This is a genomic window from Streptomyces sp. PsTaAH-124 (assembly GCF_000373685.1).
GTDB lineage: Bacteria > Actinomycetota > Actinomycetes > Streptomycetales > Streptomycetaceae > Streptomyces > Streptomyces andamanensis.
The window spans coordinates 1-24,079 of sequence record NZ_KB892157.1; the positions used below are offsets into that span (position 1 = coordinate 1).

The following is a 24,079-nucleotide window of genomic DNA, read 5'->3' on the forward strand; positions in this document are numbered from 1 at the left end:
GTCGCCTACCGCTACTTCGCCACCCCCCGACGCCGGTTCATCCTGGCCGACACTCCGGGGCATGTGCAGTACACGCGGAACATGGTCACCGGTGCCTCCACCGCCGAACTGACCGTGATCCTGGTCGATGCCCGCAACGGTGTCGTCGAGCAGACCCGCCGTCATGCCGCGATCGCCGCGCTGCTGCGGGTGCCGCACGTGGTGCTGGCGGTGAACAAGATGGACCTGGTGGGCTACCGGGAGCCGGTGTTCGCGGCCATCGCGAAGGAGTTCACGGCGTACGCGACGGAGCTGGGCGTCCCGGAGGTCACGGCCATCCCGATCTCGGCGCTGGCCGGGGACAACGTGGTGGAGCCCTCCGCGGTCATGGACTGGTACGGCGGACCCACCGTCCTCGAACACCTGGAGACCGTCCCGGTCAGCCACGACCTGGCGCACTGCCACGCCCGGCTGCCCGTGCAGTACGTGATCCGGCCGCAGACCGCCGAGCACCCCGACTACCGCGGGTACGCCGGGCAGATCGCCGCGGGCTCCTTCCGCGTCGGTGAGGAGGTCACCGTGCTGCCCTCCGGGCGCACCTCGCGGATCTCCGGCATCGACCTGCTGGGCGAACCGGTCGAGGCGGCCTGGACGACGCAGTCGGTGACGGTGCTGCTGGAGGACGACATCGACGTCTCGCGCGGCGACCTGATCGTGCCGAGCCAGGACGCGCCGGCCACCACCCAGGACGTCGAGGCGACCGTCTGCCATGTGGCCGACGCGCCGCTGACCGTCGGCCACCGGGTGCTGCTCAAGCACGGCACCCGCACGGTCAAGGCCATCGTCAAGGACATCCCGTCCCGGCTCACCCTGGACGACCTGTCGCTGCACCCGCACCCGGGACGGCTCGCCGCCAACGACATCGGCCGGGTCAAGATCCGCACCGCCGAGCCGCTGCCGGTCGACTCCTACGCCGACTCGCGCCGCACCGGCTCCTTCATCCTGATCGATCCCGCCGACGGCACCACCCTGACCGCGGGCATGGTCGGCGAGTCGTTCGCCGCGCCGGACCCCGTCAAGGACGCCGCCGACGAGGACGGCTGGGACTTCTGACGATGAACTGCTTCGATTACTACTCGCTGTTCGCCAAGGAGGGCGGCCGGGTCGGCAGCGGTGCCCTCGGCAGCGGACAGGGCGGAGTGGCGCGATGTGTGCGCTGACGTACGCGCACCGCTCGCGCGCCCTCACCCCCCACCGCAGTAGACGAAGACCTGCCGACCTCCCGGCCACGACCTGAGAGACCGTGACCGCCGGGCCTCCGAGAGGACAGCCTCCCGTGCCTGTCAACCGCTCGACCACCTTGCGCCGCGGCCTCGCCGTGGCCACCGCGCTTCCGCTGCTCGCCCTGGCTGCGTGCAGCTACGGCTCCAAGGCCGCGGACGACCCCGCCGACCAGAAGATCGCGGCGGGGGCCCAGAAGACCGACGGCCTGGACTCCGTCAAGATCGGCTACTTCGGCAACGTGACCCACGCGACCGCCCTGGTGGGGGTGCAGAAGGGCTTCTTCCAGAAGGCGCTGGGCGCCACCAAGGCCAAGTACCAGGTCTTCAACGCCGGTCCGTCCGAGATCGAGGCGCTGAACTCCGGTTCCGTCGACATCGGCTGGATCGGCCCCTCCCCCGCGATCAACGGCTACACCAAGTCGGACGGCAAGAGCCTGCGCATCATCGGCGGTTCGGCCTCCGGCGGCGTCAAGCTGGTGGTGAACCCCGACAAGATCAAGTCCATCGCGGACGTCAAGGGCAAGAAGATCGCCACCCCGCAGCTGGGCAACACCCAGGACGTGGCGCTGCTCAACTGGATCGCCGAGCAGGGCTGGAAGGTCGACGCGCAGAGCGGCAAGGGCGACGTGTCGGTGGTCCGCACCGACAACAAGGTCACCCCGGACGCCTACAAGGCCGGTTCCCTGGACGGCGCCTGGGTGCCGGAGCCGACCGCCTCCAAGCTGGTCGCCGAGGGCGCCAAGGTGCTGCTGGACGAGTCCGCGCTGTGGCCGGACAAGAAGTTCGTGATCACGAACATCATCGTGTCGCAGAAGTTCCTGAAGGCGCACCCCAAGGCCGTCGAGGCGGTCCTGAGGGCGTCCGTCGACACCAACAAGTGGATCAACGCCCATCCGGACGAGGCGAAGGCGGCGGCCAACAAGCAGCTCGCGGCCGACTCCGGCAAGGCACTGCCCACCGACATCCTCGACCCGGCGTGGCAGTCCATCAAGATCACCGATGATCCGCTGGCCGCCACCCTGGAGAGCCAGGCGCAGCACGCCGTGAAGGCGGGCCTGCTCAAGCAGCCCGAGCTGAACGGCATCTACGACCTCACCCTCCTGAACAAGGTGCTCAAGGCCGAGGGCCGGCCCACCGTCGGCGACGCCGGTCTCGGCGTCAAGCAGCACTCCTAGCCCACGAGTTCCCAGGAGGTGACGACCATGGCCACGACCACTCTCGCCAAGGCCCCCGAGGCCGTCGAACACGCGGCACGCCTTGAGCATGTCTCGAAGTCCTTCGCGGCTCCGCGCGGGCAGCAGCTCGTGCTGGACGACATCAGTCTCGATGTCGCCCCGGGCGAGTTCGTCACCCTCCTGGGGGCCTCGGGGTGCGGCAAGTCCACCCTGCTGAACCTGGTGGCGGGTCTGGACCGGCCCAGCGCCGGGTCCATCACCACGGACGGCCGGCCCGCGCTGATGTTCCAGGAGCACGCCCTGTTCCCGTGGCTGACCGCGGGCAAGAACATCGAACTGGCCCTGCGGCTGCGGGGCGTGACCAAGCAGGACCGGCGCGGCCGCGCCGAGGAACTGCTCGCGCTGGTCCGGCTCTCGGGCGCGTACGGCAAGCGGGTGCACGAGCTGTCGGGCGGGATGCGGCAGCGGGTGGCGCTGGCCCGCGCGCTCGCCCAGGAGAGCAACCTGCTGCTGATGGACGAGCCGTTCGCCGCGCTCGACGCCATCACCCGGGACGTCCTGCACGACGAGCTGACCCGGATCTGGCAGGAGACCGGCGTCTCGGTGCTGTTCGTGACGCACAACGTGCGCGAGGCGGTGCGGCTCGCGCAGCGCGTGGTGCTGCTGTCCTCCCGGCCGGGGCGGGTGGCCCGCCAGTGGTCGGTGGACATCCCGCAGCCGCGCCGCATCGAGGACGCGCCCGTCGCGGAGCTGTCCCTGGAGATCACCGAAGTACTGCGTGGGGAGATCCGCCGCCATGGCCAGCACTGAGACGACACCGGCGCGGGACGCCGAGCCGGCCGGCCGGGACGAGGGCCTGGGCGGGGTCGAGGCCGGACTCGACGCGCTGGAGGACACCCCGGGCGGCCGGACCCCGCTGCGGAAGACCTTCACCGACAAGATCCTGCCGCCGATCACGGCGGTCGTGGTGGTCCTGCTGCTGTGGCAGGGGCTGATCACCTTCCATGTGGTCGACGACCCGACCAAGCTGCCCTCCCCCGCCGACGTGGGCCGCGAGTTCAAGGACGCCTGGCTCCAGGGCACCCTGCTCGGCTTCATCTGGACGTCCGTCTCGCGCGGTCTGCTGGGCTTCCTCTTCGCGCTGGCCATCGGCACCCCGCTGGGCCTGGTGGTGGCCCGGGTGAAGTTCGTCCGCGCGGCCATCGGCCCGGTGCTGTCGGGACTCCAGTCGCTGCCGTCGGTGGCGTGGGTGCCGCCCGCGGTGATCTGGCTGGGCCTGAACAACTCGATGATGTACGCGGTGATCCTGCTCGGCGCGGTGCCCTCCATCGCCAACGGCCTGGTGTCCGGCATCGACCAGGTGCCGCCGCTGTTCCTGCGGGCGGGCCGCACCATGGGCGCGACCGGGCTGCGGGGCGCGTGGCACATCGTGCTCCCGGCCGCGCTGCCCGGCTATCTGGCGGGCCTGAAGCAGGGCTGGGCCTTCTCCTGGCGCTCGCTGATGGCGGCGGAGATCATCGCCTCCTCGCCCGACCTGGGCATCGGTCTGGGCGCGCTGCTGGAGAACGGCCGCAACGCCAGCTCCATGTCGCTGGTGTTCCAGGCCATCGTCCTCATCCTGTTCGTCGGCATCGCCATCGACCTGCTGATCTTCAGTCCGCTGGAGCGGTGGGTGCTGCGCAGCCGCGGTCTCTTCGTGAAGAGCTGAACGCCCGTGTCCGCGCAGCCCGTCCTCCTGGTCGTCGCCCACGGCAGCCGTGATCCGCGGCATGCCGCGACCGTGCACGCCCTGGTGCGCCGGGTGCGGGCGCTGCGCCCGCACCTGCGAGTGGAGACCGGTTTCCTGGACTTCAATGTGCCGTCCGTGCCGGCCGTCCTGGAGTCGCTGGCGGCCGACGGCGTACGGGACGTGGTGGCGCTGCCGCTGCTGCTGACCCGCGCCTTCCACGCCAAGGCGGACATCCCGGCGGTGCTGCGCCAGGCGCCGCCGCGGCTGCGGATCCGGCAGGCCGACGTGCTGGGGCCCTCGCCGCTGCTGACGGCGGCCCTGGAACGGCGGCTGCGCGAGGCGGGGCTCGCCCCCGCCGACAGGTCCTCGACCGGGGTCGTGCTGGCCTCGGCGGGGTCCTCCGACCCGGAGGCGATCGCAGTGATCGCAGACATCGCGCGGGAGTGGCGGCGCACCGGTTGGTGTGCCGTGCGGCCTGCGTTCGCCTCCGCCTGCCTGCCGCGCACCGAGGACGCGGTGCGCGAGCTGCGGGAGCAGGGCTGTGCGCGGGTGGCCGTCGCCCCGTACGTCCTGGCGCCCGGCTTCCTCCCCGACCGGATCGCCCGGGGCGCGGCCGGCGCCGATGTCCTCGCCGAGGTGCTCGGCCCGGCCCCCGAGGTGGCCCGGGTGCTGCTGGAGCGCTACGACGCGGCGCGGCTGCCGCGGGTGGCGGCCGTGGGCGCCTAGGGCCTGTCCGGCCGATCATGGCGAAGACGCGGGGTGGGGCACGCACATCCGCCGCGTTGTCGTCGGTTGCCGACGCTCCGCGTCGACGCCCTCCTCCGCCTTGCGGCCGCACGCACCCCACCCCGCTCACCCGCGCCCACAAGGCACTGTCACCTCCCTCCACCATGATCGACCGGACAGGGCCCCAGGGCCTGTCCGGCGGATCACGCGGGGGTCGCTATCGTGGCGGCCGAGGTCGAGGAGAGGGGTCGGTCGCGATGACGGACGGCTTGGCGTGGATGGGTGAGCACTGGTACAGCGGTGCGGTCGTCAAGGACGGGATGCTCTCGGACATCAGCCTCACGGCGGTGCGGGGCGTGGACCCGGTGGACTTCGCGGTGCGCCTCGGTGCCGATCGCACCGCGGCCGAACACCCGCCGCTGTTCAAGGACTTCGACCGGCTGAGTGTGGATCTGGGCGACAGCGTGGCGATGTTCGGCCGCGCCGGCGAGTGGTCGTACGTCCTGGAGGTCGAGCGGTCCACCTGGCATCTGGTCCTCCTGGACCGGCTGGGCCAGGACACCCTGCTGGGACCGGGTGAGGAACTCGTGTGCCTGGACCGCTTCCTGGACGAGGAGCCGTGGGTGTGCCGGGTCGACGCGGTGGGCGAGGTGGGTGCGGGCGGGCTCGGTGACAGCCTGCTGGAGAGCGCCGTCGCGGTCGAGGACCGGCTCGGGACGTTCGCCGGGCTGGACGCGGCCATGCGCCGGGCCGGTGCGGTGCGGGACACCTTCCCCGGCTGCGAGGACCCCGAGGACGAGGCGGAGGAGCTGGCGAAGCGGCTGTTCGCGGCGGTGGGCGAAGAGCTCGGGCTGTCGCTGCCGCGCCGGGAGATCGAGCTGGGCCTGCTGCCCGCGGTGCATCTGCCCTCACCGGTGTGAGCCGTGAGCCGCGACGGGGGCGCCGTGCCCGCTCGGCACGGCGCCCCCGGTGAGCGAGGTGGTGCTGCTACTGGTTGTTCGCGGTCATGGTGCACTGCACGGCGGTCGCGCTGTCCTCGGAGCACGCCGCGCGCACATTGGTGTCCAGCCAGTACGGGTCCCGGTCCAGCAGGCGCTGGTTGGCGTTGAAGGAGCCGAAGGCGGCCATCGAACCGCTGTTGTCGTTGCCGGAGATCGCGGACCGCCCGCAGACCTCCTTCCACGTCGGGGTGTGGCCGTCGATGTTGAACAGGTGCACGGTGCTGCCCTGCTTGCTCGCCAGGGTCTGCACACAGGCGTCACCGCTGCCGACCGGGTTCAGGCCGCCCGCGAGCGAGGGCATGCCGCCGCTGTTGTAGGTGGCGTTGAACGCGAACTCGTCGCAGTTCAGCTCCTTGTCCGTGGCGCCGTTGAGGGCGCTGGTGTCGCCGTTGGCGGCCGCCCATCCGGTGGGGCAGATCACTGTCCGGTTGCCGCTGATGTCGCCGTCGGGCAGGAAGTACAGCGGCTTGCTGTCGGCCTTGCTGCCGGGGTGGTTGGACAGCTTGTGCTGGATGAGCCAGGCGTGCGACGAGGCCTGCGGGTACTTCGCCGCGTTGAAGGTGTAGGTCGGCACGTAGTTGTGGAACACGCAGCCGGTCGTCGGCACCTTGCTGACGATCTTGGTGTTGTCGCAGCGGATCTGGTCGGGAGCCCCGCCGTTCTCCAGGTCGCCGCCCGCGACGTCCATGAAGACCGCGGGAGTCGTCTGCACCGTCTGGCCGGGAATCTTCGGGTTGCCCTGGAGGGCGACCGCGACGCCGAGCTTCATCACCTGCGGCTTGCTGGTGTTCGGCCCGGACAGGTCCGGCGCCCAGAGGTAGGAGGCGTCGGCAAAGACGCTGTGGTGGTCACCGGGCACCCAGGCAGCCGCGCCGGTCCAGCCGCTGACGTTCTGGACGCCGCAGTTGCCGGAGGGCTCGCAGTCGATCTTCGGGGCGTCCAGGGTGAACGCGGGGATGGTCGCCGGGACGTCCACGTCGGTGACGTTGATCCGCTCGGTGATGTTCCCCGACTTCGGGTCCAGCTTGCGCTCGTTGACCACCAGCGCCTTCACGGTGCCCACGGGGGCGTCGTTGAGGGTCGCCTCCCACGCCATGGTGAACGAGGAGCACTCCTCGAAGCGCGTCGTCCACAGCCCCTTGCGCGGGGCGGCCGGGTCGCAGCCGCTGACCAGGGACGCCTGCGCGGCGGCCTGCTGCCGTGCGCCGGCCGCCCGGTGGAGGGTGAAGTTGCGGCCGTCGTAGGGCTCGGCGCTGCCGCACACCTTCACCCCGTCGGACGAGGTGGTGCAGTGGGTTCCGGACCTGCCGAGGACGGTGGAGGGGGTGCGGCTCGCGCCGGCCGCGGTCTTCCACGGCGAGGCGGGTGCCAGGGTGTCGGTGTACGGCTGCGCGGTCTGGTCCGGGTTCGCCGCCGAGGCGTTGGGGGCGGGCAGGGCCAGGTCGACGGGCATCCTGACGCGGAAGCGCGCCCACGGCGACCACGACGTCTCGTACAGGCCGCTTTCCTTGGCGTAGGCGGAGGTGTGGAAGACGTAGTCGGTGTTCGGCGTCAGCCGGCCCGCCCCCACGCTCACGGAGGCGGTGGCACCGGACTTGACGAAGTCGGACACCAGGACGCCGTACTGGTTGTCGCTGATCTTCACCTGGGTCTTGGCGTTGCCCGCGGAGTCCGCGGTCCAGACCTCGAAGGTGAGGTTGGCGGTGCCGCCGTCGGCGTTGGTCACGGTGTTGCTCAGCTTGACCTTGGGGGTGCTGACCTGCCAGACGCCGGAGGCGTCCTTCTTGCCCGGCCCCGCCGAGGGGTTCTTGCCCGACACCGGCCGGGACGCCGCGGCGGCGGTGGCCTTCAGCGCGGGCCCGGCGGCCGGGCGGGACGACGGCGCGGAGTTCGGGTCCGGGTTGCGCACGAACCCGCCGCCGTCGGCCGCGGTCGCGCTCGCCATCCCGGATCCCGCGAACAGCAGCGCCGCGGTGGCGACGGCTGCCCGGTGAAGGATGAGCTTTCTTCTGGACGTACCAGACAAGACGTTTCCCTTCTGGCTCCGCCCCATGGGTCCCCCCGGGGCGGAGCTGGTTCCTTCTCTGCTGCTTCCCGTACACGGGTGCCGGTCCGGTCATGCCGCTCGCGCCCGCGGCGACGAGACCCTGCCGCGACGTCCGTGCGACGCCGCCGCACCTTCCTATGCCGACGGGCACATGACAAGCCAGCAGATAAACCACGGCGCACCGGACAAGGGGGGCGCAACGCGACTGTGTCCATCCCCATGTTTGGCCACGGTTGTGCGCTCGGGCGTGAAGGTTCCATGGGGATCGGCGCACACCGGCCCGGTGGTGACGGTCAGGAGGTGACGGTCAGTCGAAGCGCAGGGAACCCGTGCGGGTGCGCTTGAGTTCGAAGAAGTCGGGGTGCGCGGCCAGGACCCGGAAGCTGTCGAAGAGCCGGGCCGCCTCGGTGCCGCGCGGCACCGCCCGCAGGACCGGACCGAACCACACCGTGCCGTCGACATGGAGGGTCGGCGTGCCGACATAGCCGCCCGAGCCGGGTTCGGCGCCCGCCTGGTGGCTGCGGCGCACGGCGTCGTCGTACGCCGGATCGTGCGCGGCGCGCGCCAGGTCGGCGGGCAGGCCGAGTTCGGCGAGGGAGTCGGCGACGACCGCGTCGAAGTCCTCCTGGCCGCCCTCGTGGATGCGGCTGCCGAACGCGGTGTAGAGGTCGCGCAGGACGACGTCCCCGTGGCCGTCGCCGAGGCGTTCGGCGGCGGCCACGGCGACCCGCACCGGGCCGACCGACCGGTCGACGAGGTCGCGGTACCAGTCGGGCAGGTCGTTGCCGGTGTTGTGCAGGTGGAGGCTCATCACATGGAAGCGGAGGTCGAGCGGGCGCTGCCGCTCGACCTCCAGCAGCCAGCGGGAGGTGATCCAGGCGAAGGGACAGGCCGGGTCGAAGAAGAAGTCGACCCGGGCGGGTGCCGTGGTGTCCTGACCGGACGGGCCGGACGGACCGGACCGGCCTTGCTGGTCGCGCCGGTCCGGCTGGTCGGACTGGTCGTGCTGGTCGGGCTGACCGGAGTGCGTCATACCGACGACGCTAGGCGCCGGGCGGTACCGGGGCACGGCCCAATCAGCGGCTCGTTTCCTGGTCCTCTTCGACCGCCCGGTCGGCGAGGCGGACCAGTTCCGCGATCGGCAGCGACCCGGCCTCCCGGCGTTCGGCGGCGAAGGCACCGGCCAGCCCTTGCAGCAGCTCGTTGAGCGGGACCGGCACGCCGTGCAGCCGCCCCAGCAGGACGATCTCGCCGTTGAGGTGGTCCGCCTCGATGCTGCCGGTGCCCCGGGTGAGGGACTGCCACGAGGACCCGCCGCCGCGCGGGACACCGGGCATCGGCACCAGGTTCATCCGGCCCTCGCGGGCCGCCTGCTGCTCCTTCTCGCTCGCGTACGCGATCCCGGCCGCGTCCAGCACCGCCTCCCCCTCGGCGCGCACCCTGGCGTACAGCTCTCGCGCCGCCTCGCTCTCCAGGGGGCCGCTGACGGCCTCCATGGCGTTGGCGAGGTTGCTCAGGAGCTTGGCGTACTGCCAGCGGGCCACGTCCGGGACGACCGGCGCCCCCAGCCGGGACGCCTCCAGATCGGCGGCGATCGCCCGCAGGGTGTCGTCGGTGCCGTGCGGGTACCGGCCCAGGTGGAGGATGCCGGTCAGGGGGCTCCCGGCCGCGGAGACGGCGCCGGGTTCCAGATGGGTGGCGGGCAGCCAGATGCAGACGCCGTACACCCGGCGGAAGCGGCGCAGAGCGCGCCGCTGCCCCTCGACGCCGTTCTGGGCGCACAGCAGCGGCAGCCGCTCGGCCGCCGTGCCGCCGCCCTCGACCGGCGCCGGTCCCCAGGCGTCGAGCGCCGCCTCGGTGTCCTGTGTCTTGACGGCCAGGATCAGTACGTCGTCGGCGCGCAGCGCGCCCAGTGCCGCGGGTCCGTCCACGGCGGGCAGCCGCAGGACCGTTTCGCCGTCCGGCACCGTCAGCCGCAGCCCGTCCGCGCGCAGTGCCGCCAGGTGCGCGCCGCGCGCGACGAGCACCACCTCGCGCCCGCTCTGCGCGAGCCGCCCCCCGACCGCTCCGCCGACCGCCCCGGCCCCGATGATGATGTAGCGCATGGGAGGAGCCTCCCACAGCACCCGCCGTGGTCCGTCGAGAGATCCAGGAGTTTCCGTGCAGCCCTCCGAAACGTTCCTCCTCGGCGGCGAGCTGCCCGTCCGCCGCCTCGGCTACGGCACCGCGCAGCTCACCGGCCTCGGCTACTGGGGTCCGCGCGGCGCCGCACGGGACGCGGTGGCGGTGCTGCGGCGGGCGGTGGAGCGCGGGGTGACCCTGATCGACACGGCCGACAACTACGGCCCCGATGTCGCCGAGGAGTTGGTGGCCGAGGCGCTGCACCCGTATCCGGAGGCCGTGGTGGTGGCCACCAAGGGCGGGGTGGTGCGCACCGGCCCCGACGCCTGGCACGTGGACGGGCGGCCGGAGGTGCTGCGCGCGAGGTGCGAGGCGAGTCTGCGCCGGCTGCGCCGGGAGCGGATCGACCTGTACCAGCTGCACCGGCTGGATCCGGCGGTGCCCCTGGCCGAACAGCTGGGCGCGCTGGCCGAGTTGCGGGCCGAGGGCAAGATCCGGCACATCGGTCTGGACACCGTCACCGCGGACCAGGTCACCGCCGCGCTGGAGGTGACGGAGGTGGTCTCGGTGCAGAACCGCTACCACCTGCTCGACCGGGCCGGTGAGCCGCTGCTGCGGCTGTGCGAGGCGCGCGGCATCGCGTTCCTGCCGTGGTTCCCGCTGGGCAACGGGGAGTTGACCGGGCATCCGGTGTGCGCGGAGACCGCCGCCCGGCACGGGGCCGCGCCGGGGCAGATCGCGCTGGCCTGGCTGCTGCACCACTCCCCCGTGCTCTGCCCGACCCCGGGCACGGGCACGCTCGGTCATCTGGAGGAGAACCTGGACGCGGCCGGGGTGCGGCTCACGGCGGCCGACCTGGCCCGCCTCGACGCCCTCGCCGCTCCCGCGCACCGCGATTGACCTTGCCCCTGGGGCAGGGTGGAGCTTCGCGGCATGGACCAGACATATCTCCAGACATATCTGCGGCAGACGCCGTACAGCGATCCGGGCGGGCTCGACGTGCGCGCGCTGCCGCGCGATCCCGGGCGGCTGGCGGGGCTCGTACGGGACCTGATCATCCACCGGGGCGAGGGCGAGCGGTTCGGCTGGACCATCCCCCGCGACCGGCTGCACCACGACGCCGAGACGCGGTACGTCACCGGCATCCTCCGCCTGCTGGCCGAGCGCGGCGCCGCTCCGCTCACCGAACCCCGGCCGCCCGCCGAGCGGTTCGTGGGCACCTGCCGGGACTTCGCCCTGCTGCACTGCGCACTGCTGCGGGCGACCGGGACGCCCGCCCGGGTCCGCTGCGGCTTCGCCACGTACTTCGAGGACGGCTGCTTCGCCGACCACTGGGTCACCGAGTTCCGTACGCCGCGGGGCACGTGGCGGCTGGCCGACGCCCAGCTCCATCACACCTACGCGGACCTGGACTTCGATCCCGTGGACGTGCCGCGCGACCGGTTCCTGGTGGCGGCGGACGCCTGGCGGGCCTGCCGCTCGGGGCGGGCCGACCCGCGGCGGTTCGGTGTGATCGGGCTCGACGGGATCTCCGGACTGTGGTTCGTCGGCGCCGACCTGCTGCGTGACCTGGCCGCGCTGAACGGCGTCGAACTGCTCCCCTGGGACATGTGGGGCCCGGGGGCGGCCGACGACTCGGCGCTCGACGCGGCACACCTCGCCCTCCTCGACACCGTCGCCGCCGCCCGTTCCGAGGCGGAGCTGCGGGAGCTGTACGCCCGGGAGGCGCGGCTCACCGTGCCGGAGGTGATCACCTCGTACACCACGCACACCGGGGTGCGGGAGGTCACCCTGCGGTCAGCTCCACGAGCTTGAGGGCGGTGTTCCAGTTGCGGCTGGTGGCGATCAGGTCCGTGTCCGATCCGGCCCCGGACAGCCGCTGGGCGAGCCGGGAGCGGCCGATGCCGTCGGGCGCGTAGAGGTACAGGGCCCGGTCGCCGAGCCGGAACTCCTCGGGCAGGAAGGCGGCCCGGTCGATGCCGTCGTAGCGGGCCGGGCCGGGGTCCGCGGAGAAGTAGGTGACGTGGAGCTGCCGGGGCTCCAGCGCGGCGGCCGGGAAGGGGCACGCCTCGACGACGGCCCGCAGATAGGCGTGGTCACGCACGAGGACGTCCACCGGGAAGCCGAACCGCTGCCCGACCGCCGCCCCGATCCGGGCCGCGAGCGCCTCCTCGTCGCCGTCCTCCGCGGTGAAGACGGCCTGGCCGCTCTGGAGGTGCGTGCGGACGTCCCCGAGGCCCAGCTCGCCCATCAGGGCGCGCAGCCCGGCCATCGGGAGCTTCCGGCTGCCGCCCACGTTGATCCCGCGCAGCAGCGCCGCGTACGTCGTCATCTCCTCAGCCTAGAGCCACGGCGCCGCGTGTGCGGGCGCCGGTCACCGGGCAGGTGGCGGGCTCCCGCGACGCAACGATCCGCTCGTCGGCTCGGTCGTCCCGGTCTTCGTGTTCGTGGTGGTCTTCGTGTTCGTGGTGGCCTTCGTGTTCGTAATGGTCTTCGCCTTCCTGCCGATGCTGCTGTCGTTCCGCTCGCCGACGGTGGCCGTCGCCTCGATCGTGCTGAACCTGCTGTCGGTGGGCGCGGCCCACGGCATCCTGGTCGCCTGCCCGGGTGGCTGCACCGGATGCCCGGCCTCCCCCACGACGAGGCGCCGTAGCCGGTGGTCCGGTCGGTCAGGCGGTGGCGCGGGCCGCCGCGAGTTCGGCCTCGATCAGGTCGGCCGCCCGGCGAGTGCCGCCCTCCTCGGCCATCTCCTCGCGGATCTGGGCCAGCCGCCGCGCCACCTCGGGGTCGCCGACCAGGGCGAGGGCATGCTCGCGCAGTGCCTCGGCGGTGGCCTCCTCGGTGGGCAGCTGCCGGGCGACGCCGAGCGACTGGAGCATGTCGGCGTTGCCGAACTGGTCGACGGCCTGCGGTACGGCGATCATCGGGGTGCCGGTGGCCAGCCCCTCCTGGCTGCCGCCCGCCCCGGCGTGGGTGACGAACAGGTCGGCCTGCTTGAGGACGGCCAGTTGCGGGACCCAGGAGCGGACCTCCACGCCGTCCGGTACGTCGCCCAGTTCGGCGGGGTCGACATGGCGGCCGATCTGGAGCACCAGGTGCCAGCCGGGCAGGGCGCCGAACGCCGCCACGCAGGCGCGGTAGAAGGCGGGCTGCTTGGTGAAGGACGAGCCGAGCGAGACGAGGACGACCTTGTCGGCGTCGGCGGGCCGCTGCCAGTCGCCCTCGGCGCTGCGGTCGCCCTGGCAGGCGCCGACGAAGGTGTACGTCGTCTCGTCCACCCGGTCGGCGTTCGGCTGGAGCGCCTTCGGGATGAGCACCAGGGAGCGGGCGGGGCGCCCGGCGAACACGTCGGGGTGCGCGGTGATGCCGTTCTCCTCCAGCCAGGCGCCGAAGCGGGCGTAGTAGGCCCGGCCGCGCTCGGTCCGCAGGGGCTCGCGCCACATCGGCTCGGCGATCTCCTGCTCGTAGCCCTCCCAGGCGACGAGGTTCGGGGAGAGCGAGACGACGGGCACGCCCCAGCGGTGGCCGAGGACCCGGGCCGGGTAGGAGGTGATGTCGTGCAGGACGAGGTCCGGTTCGTCGCCCTCGTAGGCGTCGAGGAGCTGCGGGAGCGCCTGGACCGCGTCGGCGAGGAACGGCTCGACGTTGTCCAGCAGGGTGCTCCCCCAGGCCTCCGGGTCGGCGTCGGGCCCCGGCAGGGTGCTGTTCCACAGCTTGGGTTCGGCGCCGGTCTCGGCGACCTTCTCCGCGAAGGACGGCGGGACGGCGTACGTCACCCGGTGGCCCCGCGCGACGAGTTCGCGGATCACCTCCAGGCTGGGGTTCACGTGGCCGTGGGCGGCGACGGAGAACATGGCGATGTGCGCGGGAGTGGTCATGTCCCCGACCTTAGGCGAGACGAGACGTCTCGTACAACTCATTTCAGCGCTGGTAGCGGGCGAGCACGTGATTCCCGTCCCGCTCCAGCCGTTCGCGCAGCTCACCGAGGCCGATGGCCCCGCTGTAGTACTCCTGGAACGCCGGTGTCGCGACCTTGTCCTTCCACTCCGGATAGCCCCGCACGGACTGCGCGGGCGCGCCGCGCAGCCCGGTGGCGAGGGCGGTGCCGGTCGCCCAGCCGTAGCGCTCCGTGTGCAGGGCGGGGTCCTTCAGGGCCCGGGTGCCGGTGGGCAGCATCCAGTCGCCGAGGGCCAGGCGCACCATGTGGCCGGGGCGGAGCAGGAAGCCGAGGAACGCGGCGGCCTCCTTCTTGTGCGGGCTGTCGGCCGCGACGGACAGCGTCTGCGGGCTGACGCCCTGGACGGGTCCGCCGGCGCCGGCCGGGGCGGGCAGCACCCGCCAGGCGAAGCCCTCGGGCGCCTGCTGCTGGATCTGCTGGCGGTAGGAGAAGCCGAGCGGCACCATCGCGTACCGGCCCGCGAAGAAGCCGGGCAGGGTGTCGGAGCCGCCGCTGCCCAGCGTGGTCGGGGAGGCGCTGCGGTCGGCGCCGATCTGGGCGCGGACGGTGCGCGGCACCACCTGGTCGGCGTCCTCGAACCGCACGGTGACCTTGCCGTCCGCGTCCCGGTGGAACAGCCGCCCGCCGGTGGACAGCGACAGGTCGAGCGTGGCGGAGACGGGTTCCTTCAGCGGCCAGGCCACCCCGTATCTCCCCGGGCCGCTCAGCCGCTTCGCCACCTGCCGGAACTCCTCCCAGCTCCAGGGCGCGGCGGGCGTCGGGATCCGCACTCCCGCCCGGTCCAGCAGCCGGGAGTTGGCGATGATCACCCGTGGCTCCTGGAGGAACGGCACGCCGTAGACGCCGTCGCCGAAGGTGGTCGTCTCCCAGCTCTGCCGCGGTATGTCCGCCGTCAGGTCCCGGGGCAGCAGCCCGGTCAGGTCGGCGAGGTAGCCGCCGTGGGCGAAGTCGGCGAGGTCGTCGGAGGCGTCGTGGACGATGTCGGGCGCCTCGCCGCCCTCGAAGGCGGTGAGCAACTGGTCGTGGACGCTGTCCCAGCTGCCCTGGACGTACTCCACCCGGATGTCCGGATGGGCCGCGTTCCACTCCGCCACCAGCGCCTTGGTGGCCGCGACGGACTCCCGCTGCCAGGCCGGCGACTGGAAGCGCAGGGTGATCCGGCCGCCGTCGGCGCGGGGACCGGCGGTGCAGCCGGCCAGCAGCACGGCGAGGACCAGGGCCACGGCCGTGGCGGCGCGGGCGCGCATCAGCTCTTCACCGCCCCGGCGAACAGGCCGCCCGTGATCCGCCGCTGGACGAGCGCGAAGACCACGAGGGAGGGCAGGGTGGCGAGGAAGGCCGCGGCGGCGAGCGGCCCGAGGTCCGCGACGCCCTCGGCGCCGATGAAGTGGGTGAGGACGACGGGCAGCGTCTGCTTCTCGGGGGACTTGAGCAGCACCAGCGCGAAGAAGAACTCGTTCCACGCGGTGACGAACGCGAACAGCGCGGTGGCCGCGATGCCCGGCGCGAGCAGCGGCGCCGTCACCGACACCAGCGTCCGCAGCCGTCCGGCGCCGTCCACCGCCGCGGCCTCCTCCAGTTCGGCCGGGACGGCGCGGACGTATCCGGCGAGCATCCACAGCGCGAACGGCAGCGACCACACCACGTGGACGAGGACCAGACCGGCGAGGGAGTCGATCAGCCGCAGTTCCTTGAGGACGAGGAAGAGCGGGATGATCAGCAGGACGAAGGGGAACGCCTGGCTGACCACCACCCAGCCGGTGGCGGCGCGCGCCAGCCGCCCGCGGCCGCGGGCCATGACGTAGGCCATCGGGGTGGCGAGCAGCACGGCGATCACCGCCGCGCCGAGCGCGACGAGCAGGGAGTTGAGCGCGGCGTGCGGCAGCGGCTGCTCGTCGAAGGCCCGCCGGAAGTTGCCGAGGGTGGGGTGGCGCGGGATCCAGGCGGGGTGCGCGGCGGCCAGTTCGCGCGGGGGTTTGAACGCGGTGGACAGCAGCCACAGGAACGGCAGGGCCAGGAAGGCGAGATAGGCGAGCAGCGCGGCGTACTGTCCCGCGCGGGCGCCGGGCGAAGTCCTCGTGCCCGTCACGTCCGGTCACCTCCTTTCAGCCGGCCGGCGAGGAAGACCGCCAGCAGCACCGCGACGACGGCGACCATGACGCAGCCCATCGCCGCCGCGTACCCGAACTGCCCGTAGCGGAAGGCCTCCTCGTAGGCGAAGAGCATGGGCAGCCGGGTCCGGCCGCCCGGTCCGCCGTTGGTCAGCACATAGACCAGGGCGAAGGAGTTGAAGTTCCAGATCAGGTTGAGTGCGCTGATGGCGAGGGCGACGGGTCTGAGGGCGGGCCAGGTGACCGTGCGGAAGCGGCGCCAGGCTCCGGCGCCGTCCACGGCGGCGGCCTCGTGCAGTTCGCGCGGGGTGTTCTGGAGGCCGGCGAGCAGGGCGACGGTGGTCTGCGGCATCCCGGCCCACACCCCGACCACGACGACGGCGGGCAGCGCGGTGGCCGTGTCGCCGAGCCAGTCGTGTCCGCCGCCGAGGCCGAGGCCGCGCAGCGTCTCGCCGAGGATGCCGGCGTCCGGGTGGTAGACGAGCCGCCACATGATGCCGACGACCACCTCGGGCATCGCCCAGGGCACGATGGCCAGGGCGCGGGCCGCCCAGCGCAGCCGCAGGTCCTGGTCGAGCAGGAGGGCGAGGCCGAGGGCGAGCAGGAACTGCGCCGCCGTGACGGTGAGCGCCCACACCAGTCCGATCCGGAACGACTCCTGGAACAGCCGGTCGTGCGCCAGGTCCTGGAAGTTGAGGGTGCCGGTCCACCGGGTGGGCTCGGTGCGGCCGGACTGGGCGTCGGTGAAGGCGAGCAGCACGCCGTGCAGCAGCGGGCCGACGCTGAGGACCAGGATGGGCACGAGCGCGGGCAGCACCAGGAACCAGGCACCGGGCCCGTGCGGGCCCCGCCCGGGGCCGGGCGTGCCGCGCACCGGTGGTCGTGCCTCGGTCACCGCTGTCACGTGATCAACCCCCTGGTCGGCCGGGGCGGGCCCGGTCATGGTCGTGAAGGCGCGGTGCCCCGTCAAGAGCCCGCGCACACGCTCCCACCTGTACGAATGCGACACTGTCCGGCGGAGAACGGGATCCGGGCGGACACGGAGGCGGGCGACATGGACGAGGCGAGGGCGCGGGAGGTGCTGGTCGCGGCCGGGGTGCTGCCGGTCCCGGCGGCGCGCGGGGCGCGGCTGCTGGCGCTGGGCGAGAACGCGGTGTTCGCCGCGGGTGACCTGGTGGTCAAGGTGGGCCGCGACGCCGAACTGTTCGACCGGGCCGGCCGCGAGCTGGCGGTGGCCGAGTGGCTGGCCGGGGCCGGGGTGCCCGCGGTGCGGGCGGCCGACCCGCGGGCGCGGCTCGTCGAGGGGCATCCGGTGACCGTGTGGCACCGGCTCCCGGACCCGGTGCGCCCGGCCGAGCCGGGTGACCTCGCTCCCCTGCTCAGGGCCGTCCACGCCCTGCCCGCCCCGGACTTCCCGCTGCCGCCGCGCGAACTGCTGGGCGGGGTGGAGCGCTGGCTGCGGCTCGCGGGCGACGCGATCGACCCGGCGGACGCGGCGTATCTGCGCGAGCGCCGCGACGGTTTCGCCCCGGCCGCCGCCGCGCTCACCCCGCAACTGCCGCCGGGCCCGATCCACGGCGACGCGCTGCCCCGCAATGTGCACATCGGCCCGGACGGACCGGTCCTGGTCGACCTGGAGACCTTCTCCTTCGACCTGCGCGAGCACGACCTGGTGGTGCTGGCGCTGTCCCGGGACCGCTACGGCCTGCCCGCCGCCGCCTACGACTCCTTCACCTCGGGCTACGGCTGGGACGTACGGGAGTGGGCGGGGTGCCCGGTGCTGCGCGGGGCGCGGGAGACGGCCAGTTGCGCCTGGGTCGCCCAGCACGCGCCGAGCAATCCCAAGGCGCTGGCCGAGTTCGAACGGCGGGTGGCGTCGCTGCGGGACGGGGACGAGACGGTGCGCTGGTACCCCTTCTGAGCCGCTCCGGCGCGCTCTGCCTCTCCTGGGGCCTGTCGCCCGGGGGGCGTCAGACGGTCTCGCCCGCGGGCTGCCGCAGCGGCCAGGTCCCGTCGACCACCGCCGCCGCGTCGCCCTTGCGGCGCAGGAAGCTCTGGAAGTCCGCCGCCCAGGCCGCGTACCACTCGATCTGGCGGCGGTGCAGCTCCGCCGGGCCGAGGGCCGCGACCTTCGGGTGGCGGCCGGCTATCGCCCCGGCCAGCCGGGCCGCCGCGAGCGCGTCCGCCGAGGCGTCGTGCGCGGAGCCGAGGACCACGCCGTACTCCGTGCAGACGGCCTGGAGGGTGCGCTTGCCGCGGCGGTAGCGGTCGACCGAGCGGTCGATGGTGTACGGGTCGACGACCGGGCCCGGCTCGGCCCCGCCCAGGCGGTCGCCGAGCGACGGCAGCCCGTGGCGCCGCAGTTCGGCGGCGAGCAGGGTCAGGTCGAAGGCCGCGTTGTACGCCACGACGGGCACGCCCGCCCTCCAGTAGCCGGTCAGCGCCTCCGCCACCGCGTCGGCGACCCGGTCGGCCGGGGCGCCCTCGGCGGCGGCCCGCTCATTGCTGATGCCGTGCACGGCGACCGCGTCCTCGGGGATCGGGACCCCCGGGTCGGCCAGCCACTGCCGGTGGCCGAGCGGCTCTCCTCCTCTGACCTCGATCACGGCCGCCGTGACGATGCGCGCCTCGTGCGGATCCGTCCCGGTCGTCTCCAGGTCGAAGCCGATCAGCAGCTCCTGGTGCCAGCCCATGGCGGCCCCCCTTCTCGGTGGTGCTTCCCCCAGTGGTCCCCACCTTCGCACGGGCCACTGACAACGCGAGGAGCGCGTTCCGCTTATCGGCGGGATGATTCAGGACACTGGGCGCGAATCGGTCCACATCAGCTCGAACTCCTCGCGGTAGGTGGAGAAGAGGCCGCCTTCGCCCACGTCGCCCACCTCATCCGGCTTGACCGTCCTGTTCCCGTGCCTGTTGCCGTTGCGCAGCACGAACACCGGCGCCTCCATGCCCCGGCTGCGCCGCAGGTGCGACTGGACGACCGCGACGCCGTCGGAGCCGTCGCCGTCCACCAGGTAGGCCGTCAGGCGCGGTGTCTCGTCGTAGACCTGGATCTCGAAGGCGTCCGGGTCGCGCAGCCGGGAGCGCACCCGGCGCATGTGCAGGATGCTCATCTCCACCGACCGGCTCAGCTCGCCGCGCTTGAGGCCCAGTTCCCGCTCGCGTCGCTTGACCGCGCTGGAGGCCGGGTTCAGGAACAGCAGCCGCACCCGGCAGCCGGACTCGGCCAGCCGCACCAGGCGGCGGCCGGAGAAGTTCTGCACCAGCAGGTTCAGGCCGATGCCCATGGCGTCCAGGCGGCGGGCGCCGCCGAAGATGTCCTCGGCCGGGAACTGCCGCAGCAGCCGCACCCGGTCCGGGTGCACGGCGACCACGTCCGCGTACCGGTCGCCGACCAGGTCCTCCACGGCGTCCACCGGCAGCCGCCGGGCGGAGGGCACGTCGCCGCCGGTGCCGAGGATCTCCAGCAGCCGCGCGGAGGCGCGCTCGGCCTGGCTGAGCACGGCCTTGGACAGGGCGCGGTTGCGCGAGACGACGTTGCGGGTGACCTCCAGCTCGTCCAGGGCCAGTTCGACGTCCCGGCGCTCGTCGAGGTACGGCTCGAAGCAGGGCCAGTGCTGCACCATCAGCTCGCGCAGCTGGGGCAGGGTGAGGAAGCTGATGACATGGTCGTCGGCCGGGTCGAGCAGATAGCCCTTGCGGCGGCTGACCTCCCGGACCGCGACGGCGCGCTGCACCCACTCCTGTCCGGCCGGTCCGGCGGCGGCGACCACCCAGTCGTCGCCGTGGACGGGCTCGTAGACGGGCCGCAGCACGGCCGAGACGACCGAGCGCAGCCGCTGTTCGACGAGGTTCAGCCAGATGTAGGCCCGGCCGGCCCGCTGGGCGCGGGTGCGCACCTCGCGCCAGGCGTCCGCGTCCCATTCCAGCTCCGGGCCGATGGCACCCGCGTCCATCGGCCGGGCCAGGGACACCGCGCCGGGCGGGACGTCTGCGGAGTTCCCCTCGTGACCCTCGTCACCAGGGGGAAGCTCCAGGCCTCCCGAGCCCACCCGTGCACCGCCTTCCGCTCCCCCGAGCATCCCCGTCCCAACGATCAAGGAAGGGTACTCCGGGAGCGGTACCGGGTGCAGCCGGATGGACAGCTCCTTTCCCAACTTCCCCCGGTCACTCACGTGTTCCGGCCGCGACGGGCGGCGCGGTGAGCGGATTCACGGGGTTGACGGGAGCGGCGGACCCGGCGCCGGGTTTTTCGAACAGCTTCGGACAGAACGCGGCCGGACGACGCACCCGTGGCGAAGTCATAGGTGGCGGCCGCACTTTCGGGGACACTCGGGCCAGGGGCGCCACCCGGGGCGCCGCACACCACAGAGGGTCGTGTCCATGCAGGTCTGGCCTGGAGAGGCGTATCCGCTCGGCGCCACGTACGACGGCGCCGGCACCAATTTCGCGGTCTTCACGGAGGCCGCGGACCGAGTGGAGCTGTGTCTGCTGCACGACGACGGCTCGGAGACGGCGGTGGAGCTGCGGGAGAGCGACGCGTTCGTCCGGCACGCGTACCTGCCGGGCGTGATGCCCGGCCAGCGGTACGGGTTCCGGGCGCACGGTCCGTACGCGCCGGAGCGCGGGCTGCGCTGCAACTCGGCGAAGCTGCTGCTGGATCCGTACGCGCGCGCGATCAGCGGCTCGGTCCGGTGGGGCGAGGAGGTCTACGGCTATCACTTCGGCGACCCCGGCCGCCGCAACGACCTGGACTCCGCCCCGCACACCATGACCTCGGTGGTGGTGAACCCGTACTTCGACTGGGGCGACGACCGTCCGCCGCGCCGCGGCTACCACGAGACGGTGATCTACGAGGCGCACGTCAAGGGCCTCACCATGCGCCACCCGGGGCTGCCCGAGGAGCTGCGCGGCACCTACGCGGCGCTGGCCCACCCGGCGGTCATCGAACACCTGACGGAGCTGGGGGTGACGGCACTGGAGCTGATGCCCGTACACCAGTTCGTCAACGACCACCGTCTGGTGGACATGGGCCTGAACAACTACTGGGGCTACAACACCATCGGCTTCTTCGCCCCGCACAACGCGTACACCTCCTGGGGCGACCGCGGCCAGCAGGTCCTGGAGTTCAAGTCGGCGGTCAGGGCGCTGCACGAGGCCGGGATCGAGGTCATCCTCGACGTGGTCTACAACCACACCGCCGAGGGCAACCACCTCGGCCCGACCCTGTCCTTCAAGGGCCTCGACAACCCCCGCTACTACCGCCTGGCGGACGACCCGCGCCACTACACGGACACCACCGGCACCGGGAACTCCCTGCTGATGCGGTCCCCGCACGTGCTCCAGCTGATCATGGACTCGCTGCGCTACTGGGTCACCGAGATGCATGTGGACGGCTTCCGCTTCGACCTGGCGGCCACCCTGGCGCGGCAGTTCCACGAGGTGGACCGGCTGTCGTCGTTCTTCGACCTGGTGCAGCAGGACCCGGTGGTCTCCCAGGTGAAGCTGATCGCCGAGCCCTGGGACGTGGGCGAGGGCGGCTACCAGGTGGGCAACTTCCCGCCGCTGTGGACCGAGTGGAACGGCAAGTACCGCGACACCGTACGGGACCTGTGGCGCGGCGAGCCGCGGGCGCTGGCGGAGTTCGCCTCCCGGCTGACCGGCTCCTCCGACCTCTACCAGGACGACGGGCGCCGCCCGCTGGCCTCGATCAACTTCGTCACCTGCCACGACGGCTTCCCCCTGCACGACCTGGTGGCGTACAACGACAAGCACAACGCGGCCAACGGCGAGGACAACCGGGACGGCGAGAGCCACAACCGGTCCTGGAACTGCGGGACCGAGGGCCCCACCGACGACCCGGAGGTGCGGGAGCTGCGGGCCCGGCAGATGCGCAACTTCCTCTCCACGCTGATGCTGTCCCAGGGCGTGCCGATGATCAGCCACGGCGACGAGTTCGCCCGCACCCAGCGGGGCAACAACAACGCCTACTGCCAGGACAACGAACTGGCCTGGGTGCGCTGGCCGGAACCGGGCGAGCCGGACGGCGAGCTGCTGGAGTTCGTCCGGGCGATGGCCCGGCTGCGCAAGGAGCACCCGGTCTTCCGGCGGCGCCGCTTCTTCCACGGGCGGCCGGTGGAGGGCACCCACGACGAACTCTCGGACATCGCCTGGTTCACCCCGGAGGGCAAGGAGATGACGCAGCAGGACTGGGACTCCGCGCCGGCCTCCGCGCTGACCGTGTTCCTCAACGGCAACGCGATCTCCGAGCCGGGCCAGCGCGGCGAGCGGATCACCGACGACTCGTTCCTGCTGATGTTCAACGCGGCGGCCCGGCCCCTGGACTTCGTCGTGCCGGTCGACCACGGACGCCAGTGGCGGGTGGTCGTGGACACCGCCCGCTCCGTCCCGGTCCCGCCCGGCACCGGCCGCGCCGCGCAGGCGGGCGACCGGCTCACCCTCACGGACCGGAGCCTGGTCGTCCTGCAACGCCCGGCGTAGTCCCCCGGGCGCGGTCGTCGGCGGCCACGCGCGCGGGGAGGGTGTCCGGCGAGGCGGGCGCGCGGGGCACCGGCCGCGCCGCCAGCGCGAGCACCGCGGCGAGCGCGGCCGCCGTGCTCGCCACGGCGAAGGCCGCGGCGGGCCCGTGGGCACCGGCCAGCCGGCCGCAGACGGCGACGGCGACGGCCTGTCCGGCGACGATCGCGCTCGTCGCGTACGCCATCGCCTCGGCGAGCCGGGCGGGCGGCACCGCGCGCTCGGTCAGCGCGAACACCGTGATCAGATGCGGGGCGTAGGCCACCCCGAGCACGGTCACCACGGTGTACAGCGCGGCCAGGCCGTGCGTGACCAGGAGCGGCAGGGACAGCGCGAACGCCGCCGCCGTGGCCGTCCGCCATCTGGCCCGCAGTCCGAAGCGGGCGGGCAGCGCCGCCATGGACAGCCCGGCGACCGCGCTCATCACCCCCATGGCGGCGTACACCAGTCCGGCCTGGTCCTCGTGGCCCAGCCGCCCGGTGAGCGCCGTGATGCCCGCCTGGCAGGCGCCGAACATCGCCCCCTGGAGGGCCAGTGCCGCCCGCAGCGCGTGCACGGCGCGCGGCATGCGCGGACGACGGCCGGTGTCCTCGCCGCGGTCGGCACGCGCGCGTGCGGCTGCCGTCCGCCCGGCACGCGCGCGCGGGACGGGCCACCGCAGGGCACGCGTGCGCGTGCGCGTGGCGGCCCGGTGGCCGGTGGCGGACGGGCGGGTCGCCGCGGCCGTCGGGTGCAGGGCGAAGCCGGTGCCGCACACCGCCACCAGCACCGCCGCCGCGCCCAGGGCGTACGCCGGGTGGGCGAGGACCGAGGCGACGCCGACCAGGGCCGGGCCGAGGACGAAGGAGATCTCGTCGAGCGTGCTCTCGAAGGAGAGCGCCGCGCCCACCGTCTCCTCGGACGCCCCGGCCCCGCGGGCGAGGGCGACGAGGCGGGCGCGGGCCAGCGGGCCGATCAGCGGTACGGTCGCCCCCGCGCCCGCGCCCAGCAGCGCGAGCGCGGGCGCGCCGAGCCCGGCGAGCGCCCCGGCGACCAGCGCGGTGATCGCCACCGCGTTGGCCCAGGCGAACAGCAGCACGACGGTGCGCTGTCCGTGCCGGTCGGCGAGCCGTCCCACGAGGGGCCCGCAGGAGACCTGCCCGAGGGCGAGCGCTCCTCCGGTCAATCCGGCGGCGGCCAGCGAGTCACTCGTCCGGGCGACCAGCAGCACACTGCCGAACTGGATGGTGGCCGTGGGCAGCCGCCCGGGGAACGACACCGCAGGAAGCAGCGGGCCGGTCAGGCCGATCACGTCACGGTAGGTCTCCCGGGCGCCGCGCCGCCGCGCTGTGGTCATCGTCCGAAGCTAGCCATTCACACCGCGCACGTGGACGGACCGATGACACGAAACCGGGCCAGGCGGGTACGTAGCA

General features: G+C 73.1%; 20 protein-coding genes and 2 pseudogenes. 11 read left to right on the forward strand and 11 right to left on the reverse strand.

The window, feature by feature from the left end:
• The 6 genes from B086_RS38765 to B086_RS0100030 form a co-directional block, all read left to right on the forward strand.
• On the forward strand, positions 1-1,092 hold a 1,092-nt coding region (locus tag B086_RS38765), incomplete at its 5' end, for a sulfate adenylyltransferase subunit 1 (protein ID WP_018564357.1).
• Positions 1,093-1,315: 223 nt separating this feature from the next.
• Positions 1,316-2,437: an aliphatic sulfonate ABC transporter substrate-binding protein gene (locus B086_RS0100010; RefSeq protein WP_018564358.1), complete on the forward strand. Its 1,122-nt coding sequence runs from the start codon at positions 1,316-1,318 to the stop codon at positions 2,435-2,437.
• A 27-nt stretch (positions 2,438-2,464) separates the two neighbouring features.
• A complete protein-coding gene (locus B086_RS0100015; protein WP_018564359.1) occupies positions 2,465-3,247 on the forward strand; it encodes an ABC transporter ATP-binding protein in 783 nt (260 codons plus the stop codon).
• Entirely contained in the window at positions 3,234-4,145 is a 912-nt protein-coding gene (locus tag B086_RS0100020; RefSeq protein WP_018564360.1) for an ABC transporter permease, read from the forward strand. Before B086_RS0100015 ends, B086_RS0100020 begins: the two co-directional genes overlap by 14 nt.
• A 6-nt stretch (positions 4,146-4,151) precedes the next feature.
• Positions 4,152-4,892, forward strand: a complete 741-nt coding sequence (locus B086_RS0100025; protein WP_018564361.1) for a sirohydrochlorin chelatase — start codon at positions 4,152-4,154, stop codon at positions 4,890-4,892.
• A gap of 257 nt (positions 4,893-5,149) precedes the next feature.
• Positions 5,150-5,812 (forward strand): hypothetical protein, encoded by a 663-nt coding sequence (locus tag B086_RS0100030; protein ID WP_018564362.1) that lies wholly within the window; start codon positions 5,150-5,152, stop codon positions 5,810-5,812.
• A gap of 67 nt (positions 5,813-5,879) precedes the next feature.
• On the opposite strand, the gene B086_RS0100035 is transcribed toward B086_RS0100030, so the two are convergent.
• The 3 genes from B086_RS0100035 to B086_RS0100045 all read right to left on the reverse strand — a co-directional run bounded on the left by B086_RS0100035 (position 5,880) and on the right by B086_RS0100045 (position 10,045).
• Complete coding sequence (locus B086_RS0100035; RefSeq protein WP_018564363.1) at positions 5,880-7,838, reverse strand: hypothetical protein; 1,959 nt, start codon at positions 7,836-7,838, stop codon at positions 5,880-5,882.
• Positions 7,839-8,247: 409 nt separating this feature from the next.
• Positions 8,248-8,973 carry a DsbA family protein gene (locus tag B086_RS0100040; protein WP_018564364.1) on the reverse strand — a complete coding sequence of 242 codons (726 nt, stop codon included), beginning with the start codon at positions 8,971-8,973 and terminating at the stop codon, positions 8,248-8,250.
• A gap of 43 nt (positions 8,974-9,016) precedes the next feature.
• Positions 9,017-10,045, reverse strand: coding sequence for a ketopantoate reductase family protein (locus B086_RS0100045; RefSeq protein ID WP_018564365.1), 1,029 nt, complete (start codon positions 10,043-10,045; stop codon positions 9,017-9,019).
• 55 nt (positions 10,046-10,100) lie between these two features.
• Between B086_RS0100045 and B086_RS0100050 the strand changes: the two genes are divergently transcribed.
• Positions 10,101-10,961, forward strand: a complete 861-nt coding sequence (locus tag B086_RS0100050; protein WP_018564366.1) for an aldo/keto reductase — start codon at positions 10,101-10,103, stop codon at positions 10,959-10,961.
• A 33-nt stretch (positions 10,962-10,994) separates the two neighbouring features.
• Entirely contained in the window at positions 10,995-11,876 is an 882-nt protein-coding gene (locus tag B086_RS0100055) for a transglutaminase-like domain-containing protein (RefSeq protein WP_018564367.1), read from the forward strand.
• Here the strand turns inward: B086_RS0100055 and B086_RS0100060 are convergent.
• Positions 11,848-12,393, reverse strand: coding sequence for a DUF1697 domain-containing protein (locus tag B086_RS0100060; protein ID WP_018564368.1), 546 nt, complete (start codon positions 12,391-12,393; stop codon positions 11,848-11,850). The two genes, B086_RS0100055 and B086_RS0100060, sit on opposite strands and share 29 nt — an antisense overlap.
• A gap of 29 nt (positions 12,394-12,422) precedes the next feature.
• On the opposite strand from B086_RS0100060, the pseudogene B086_RS45215 reads away from it, so the two are divergent.
• A pseudogene (locus B086_RS45215) lies at positions 12,423-12,661 on the forward strand (hypothetical protein); the annotation flags it as partial.
• Positions 12,662-12,730: 69 nt separating this feature from the next.
• On the opposite strand, the pseudogene mgt reads toward B086_RS45215, so the two are convergent.
• The 4 genes and pseudogenes from mgt to B086_RS0100085 all read right to left on the reverse strand — a co-directional run bounded on the left by mgt (position 12,731) and on the right by B086_RS0100085 (position 17,034).
• Positions 12,731-13,976: pseudogene (gene mgt, locus B086_RS0100070) on the reverse strand (macrolide-inactivating glycosyltransferase).
• Positions 13,977-13,982: 6 nt separating this feature from the next.
• The gene (locus B086_RS0100075) at positions 13,983-15,266 is read right to left on the reverse strand and encodes an ABC transporter substrate-binding protein (protein ID WP_018564371.1); all 1,284 of its coding nucleotides are present in this window, start codon (positions 15,264-15,266) and stop codon (positions 13,983-13,985) included.
• Positions 15,266-16,108: a carbohydrate ABC transporter permease gene (locus tag B086_RS0100080; protein WP_018564372.1), complete on the reverse strand. Its 843-nt coding sequence runs from the start codon at positions 16,106-16,108 to the stop codon at positions 15,266-15,268. Before B086_RS0100080 ends, B086_RS0100075 begins: the two co-directional genes overlap by 1 nt.
• Positions 16,105-17,034, reverse strand: a complete 930-nt coding sequence (locus B086_RS0100085; RefSeq protein WP_026251958.1) for a carbohydrate ABC transporter permease — start codon at positions 17,032-17,034, stop codon at positions 16,105-16,107. Before B086_RS0100085 ends, B086_RS0100080 begins: the two co-directional genes overlap by 4 nt.
• Positions 17,035-17,184: 150 nt before the next feature.
• On the opposite strand from B086_RS0100085, the gene B086_RS0100090 reads away from it, so the two are divergent.
• On the forward strand, positions 17,185-18,051 hold the full coding sequence (locus B086_RS0100090) for a phosphotransferase enzyme family protein (RefSeq protein WP_026251959.1): 867 nt from the start codon (positions 17,185-17,187) through the stop codon (positions 18,049-18,051).
• 49 nt (positions 18,052-18,100) lie between these two features.
• Here the strand turns inward: B086_RS0100090 and B086_RS0100095 are convergent, their stop codons facing one another.
• Together B086_RS0100095 and B086_RS0100100 are read right to left on the reverse strand one after the other, a co-directional pair.
• Positions 18,101-18,823: a 3'-5' exonuclease gene (locus tag B086_RS0100095; protein WP_018564375.1), complete on the reverse strand. Its 723-nt coding sequence runs from the start codon at positions 18,821-18,823 to the stop codon at positions 18,101-18,103.
• 99 nt (positions 18,824-18,922) lie between these two features.
• Entirely contained in the window at positions 18,923-20,212 is a 1,290-nt protein-coding gene (locus B086_RS0100100; RefSeq protein WP_078530924.1) for an SAV2148 family HEPN domain-containing protein, read from the reverse strand.
• 301 nt (positions 20,213-20,513) lie between these two features.
• Between B086_RS0100100 and glgX the strand changes: the two genes are divergently transcribed.
• A complete protein-coding gene (gene glgX / locus B086_RS0100105) occupies positions 20,514-22,631 on the forward strand; it encodes a glycogen debranching protein GlgX (RefSeq protein WP_018564377.1) in 2,118 nt (705 codons plus the stop codon).
• Here glgX and B086_RS0100110 read toward each other — a convergent pair.
• Positions 22,591-24,003: an MFS transporter gene (locus B086_RS0100110; protein WP_018564378.1), complete on the reverse strand. Its 1,413-nt coding sequence runs from the start codon at positions 24,001-24,003 to the stop codon at positions 22,591-22,593. The genes glgX and B086_RS0100110 overlap by 41 nt on opposite strands.
• Positions 24,004-24,079: the final 76 nt, after the last annotated feature.

Excerpts from the sequence above, each read along its gene's own strand:
- glgX (WP_018564377.1), top strand. The coding sequence starts at position 20,514 with ATGCAGGTCTGGCCTGGAGAGGCGTATCCGCTCGGCGCCACGTACGAC.
- B086_RS0100015 (WP_018564359.1), top strand. The coding sequence starts at position 2,465 with ATGGCCACGACCACTCTCGCCAAGGCCCCCGAGGCCGTCGAACACGCG.
- B086_RS0100020 (WP_018564360.1), top strand. The coding sequence starts at position 3,234 with ATGGCCAGCACTGAGACGACACCGGCGCGGGACGCCGAGCCGGCCGGC.
- B086_RS0100045 (WP_018564365.1), bottom strand. The coding sequence starts at position 10,045 with ATGCGCTACATCATCATCGGGGCCGGGGCGGTCGGCGGAGCGGTCGGG.
- B086_RS0100040 (WP_018564364.1), bottom strand. The coding sequence starts at position 8,973 with ATGACGCACTCCGGTCAGCCCGACCAGCACGACCAGTCCGACCAGCCG.
- B086_RS0100110 (WP_018564378.1), bottom strand. The coding sequence starts at position 24,003 with ATGACCACAGCGCGGCGGCGCGGCGCCCGGGAGACCTACCGTGACGTG.
- B086_RS0100100 (WP_078530924.1), bottom strand. The coding sequence starts at position 20,212 with ATGCTCGGGGGAGCGGAAGGCGGTGCACGGGTGGGCTCGGGAGGCCTG.
- B086_RS0100090 (WP_026251959.1), top strand. The coding sequence starts at position 17,185 with ATGGACGAGGCGAGGGCGCGGGAGGTGCTGGTCGCGGCCGGGGTGCTG.
- B086_RS0100030 (WP_018564362.1), top strand. The coding sequence starts at position 5,150 with ATGACGGACGGCTTGGCGTGGATGGGTGAGCACTGGTACAGCGGTGCG.
- B086_RS0100055 (WP_018564367.1), top strand. The coding sequence starts at position 10,995 with ATGGACCAGACATATCTCCAGACATATCTGCGGCAGACGCCGTACAGC.
- B086_RS0100035 (WP_018564363.1), bottom strand. The coding sequence starts at position 7,838 with ATGGCGAGCGCGACCGCGGCCGACGGCGGCGGGTTCGTGCGCAACCCG.
- B086_RS0100060 (WP_018564368.1), bottom strand. The coding sequence starts at position 12,393 with ATGACGACGTACGCGGCGCTGCTGCGCGGGATCAACGTGGGCGGCAGC.
- B086_RS0100075 (WP_018564371.1), bottom strand. The coding sequence starts at position 15,266 with ATGCGCGCCCGCGCCGCCACGGCCGTGGCCCTGGTCCTCGCCGTGCTG.
- B086_RS0100095 (WP_018564375.1), bottom strand. The coding sequence starts at position 18,823 with ATGGGCTGGCACCAGGAGCTGCTGATCGGCTTCGACCTGGAGACGACC.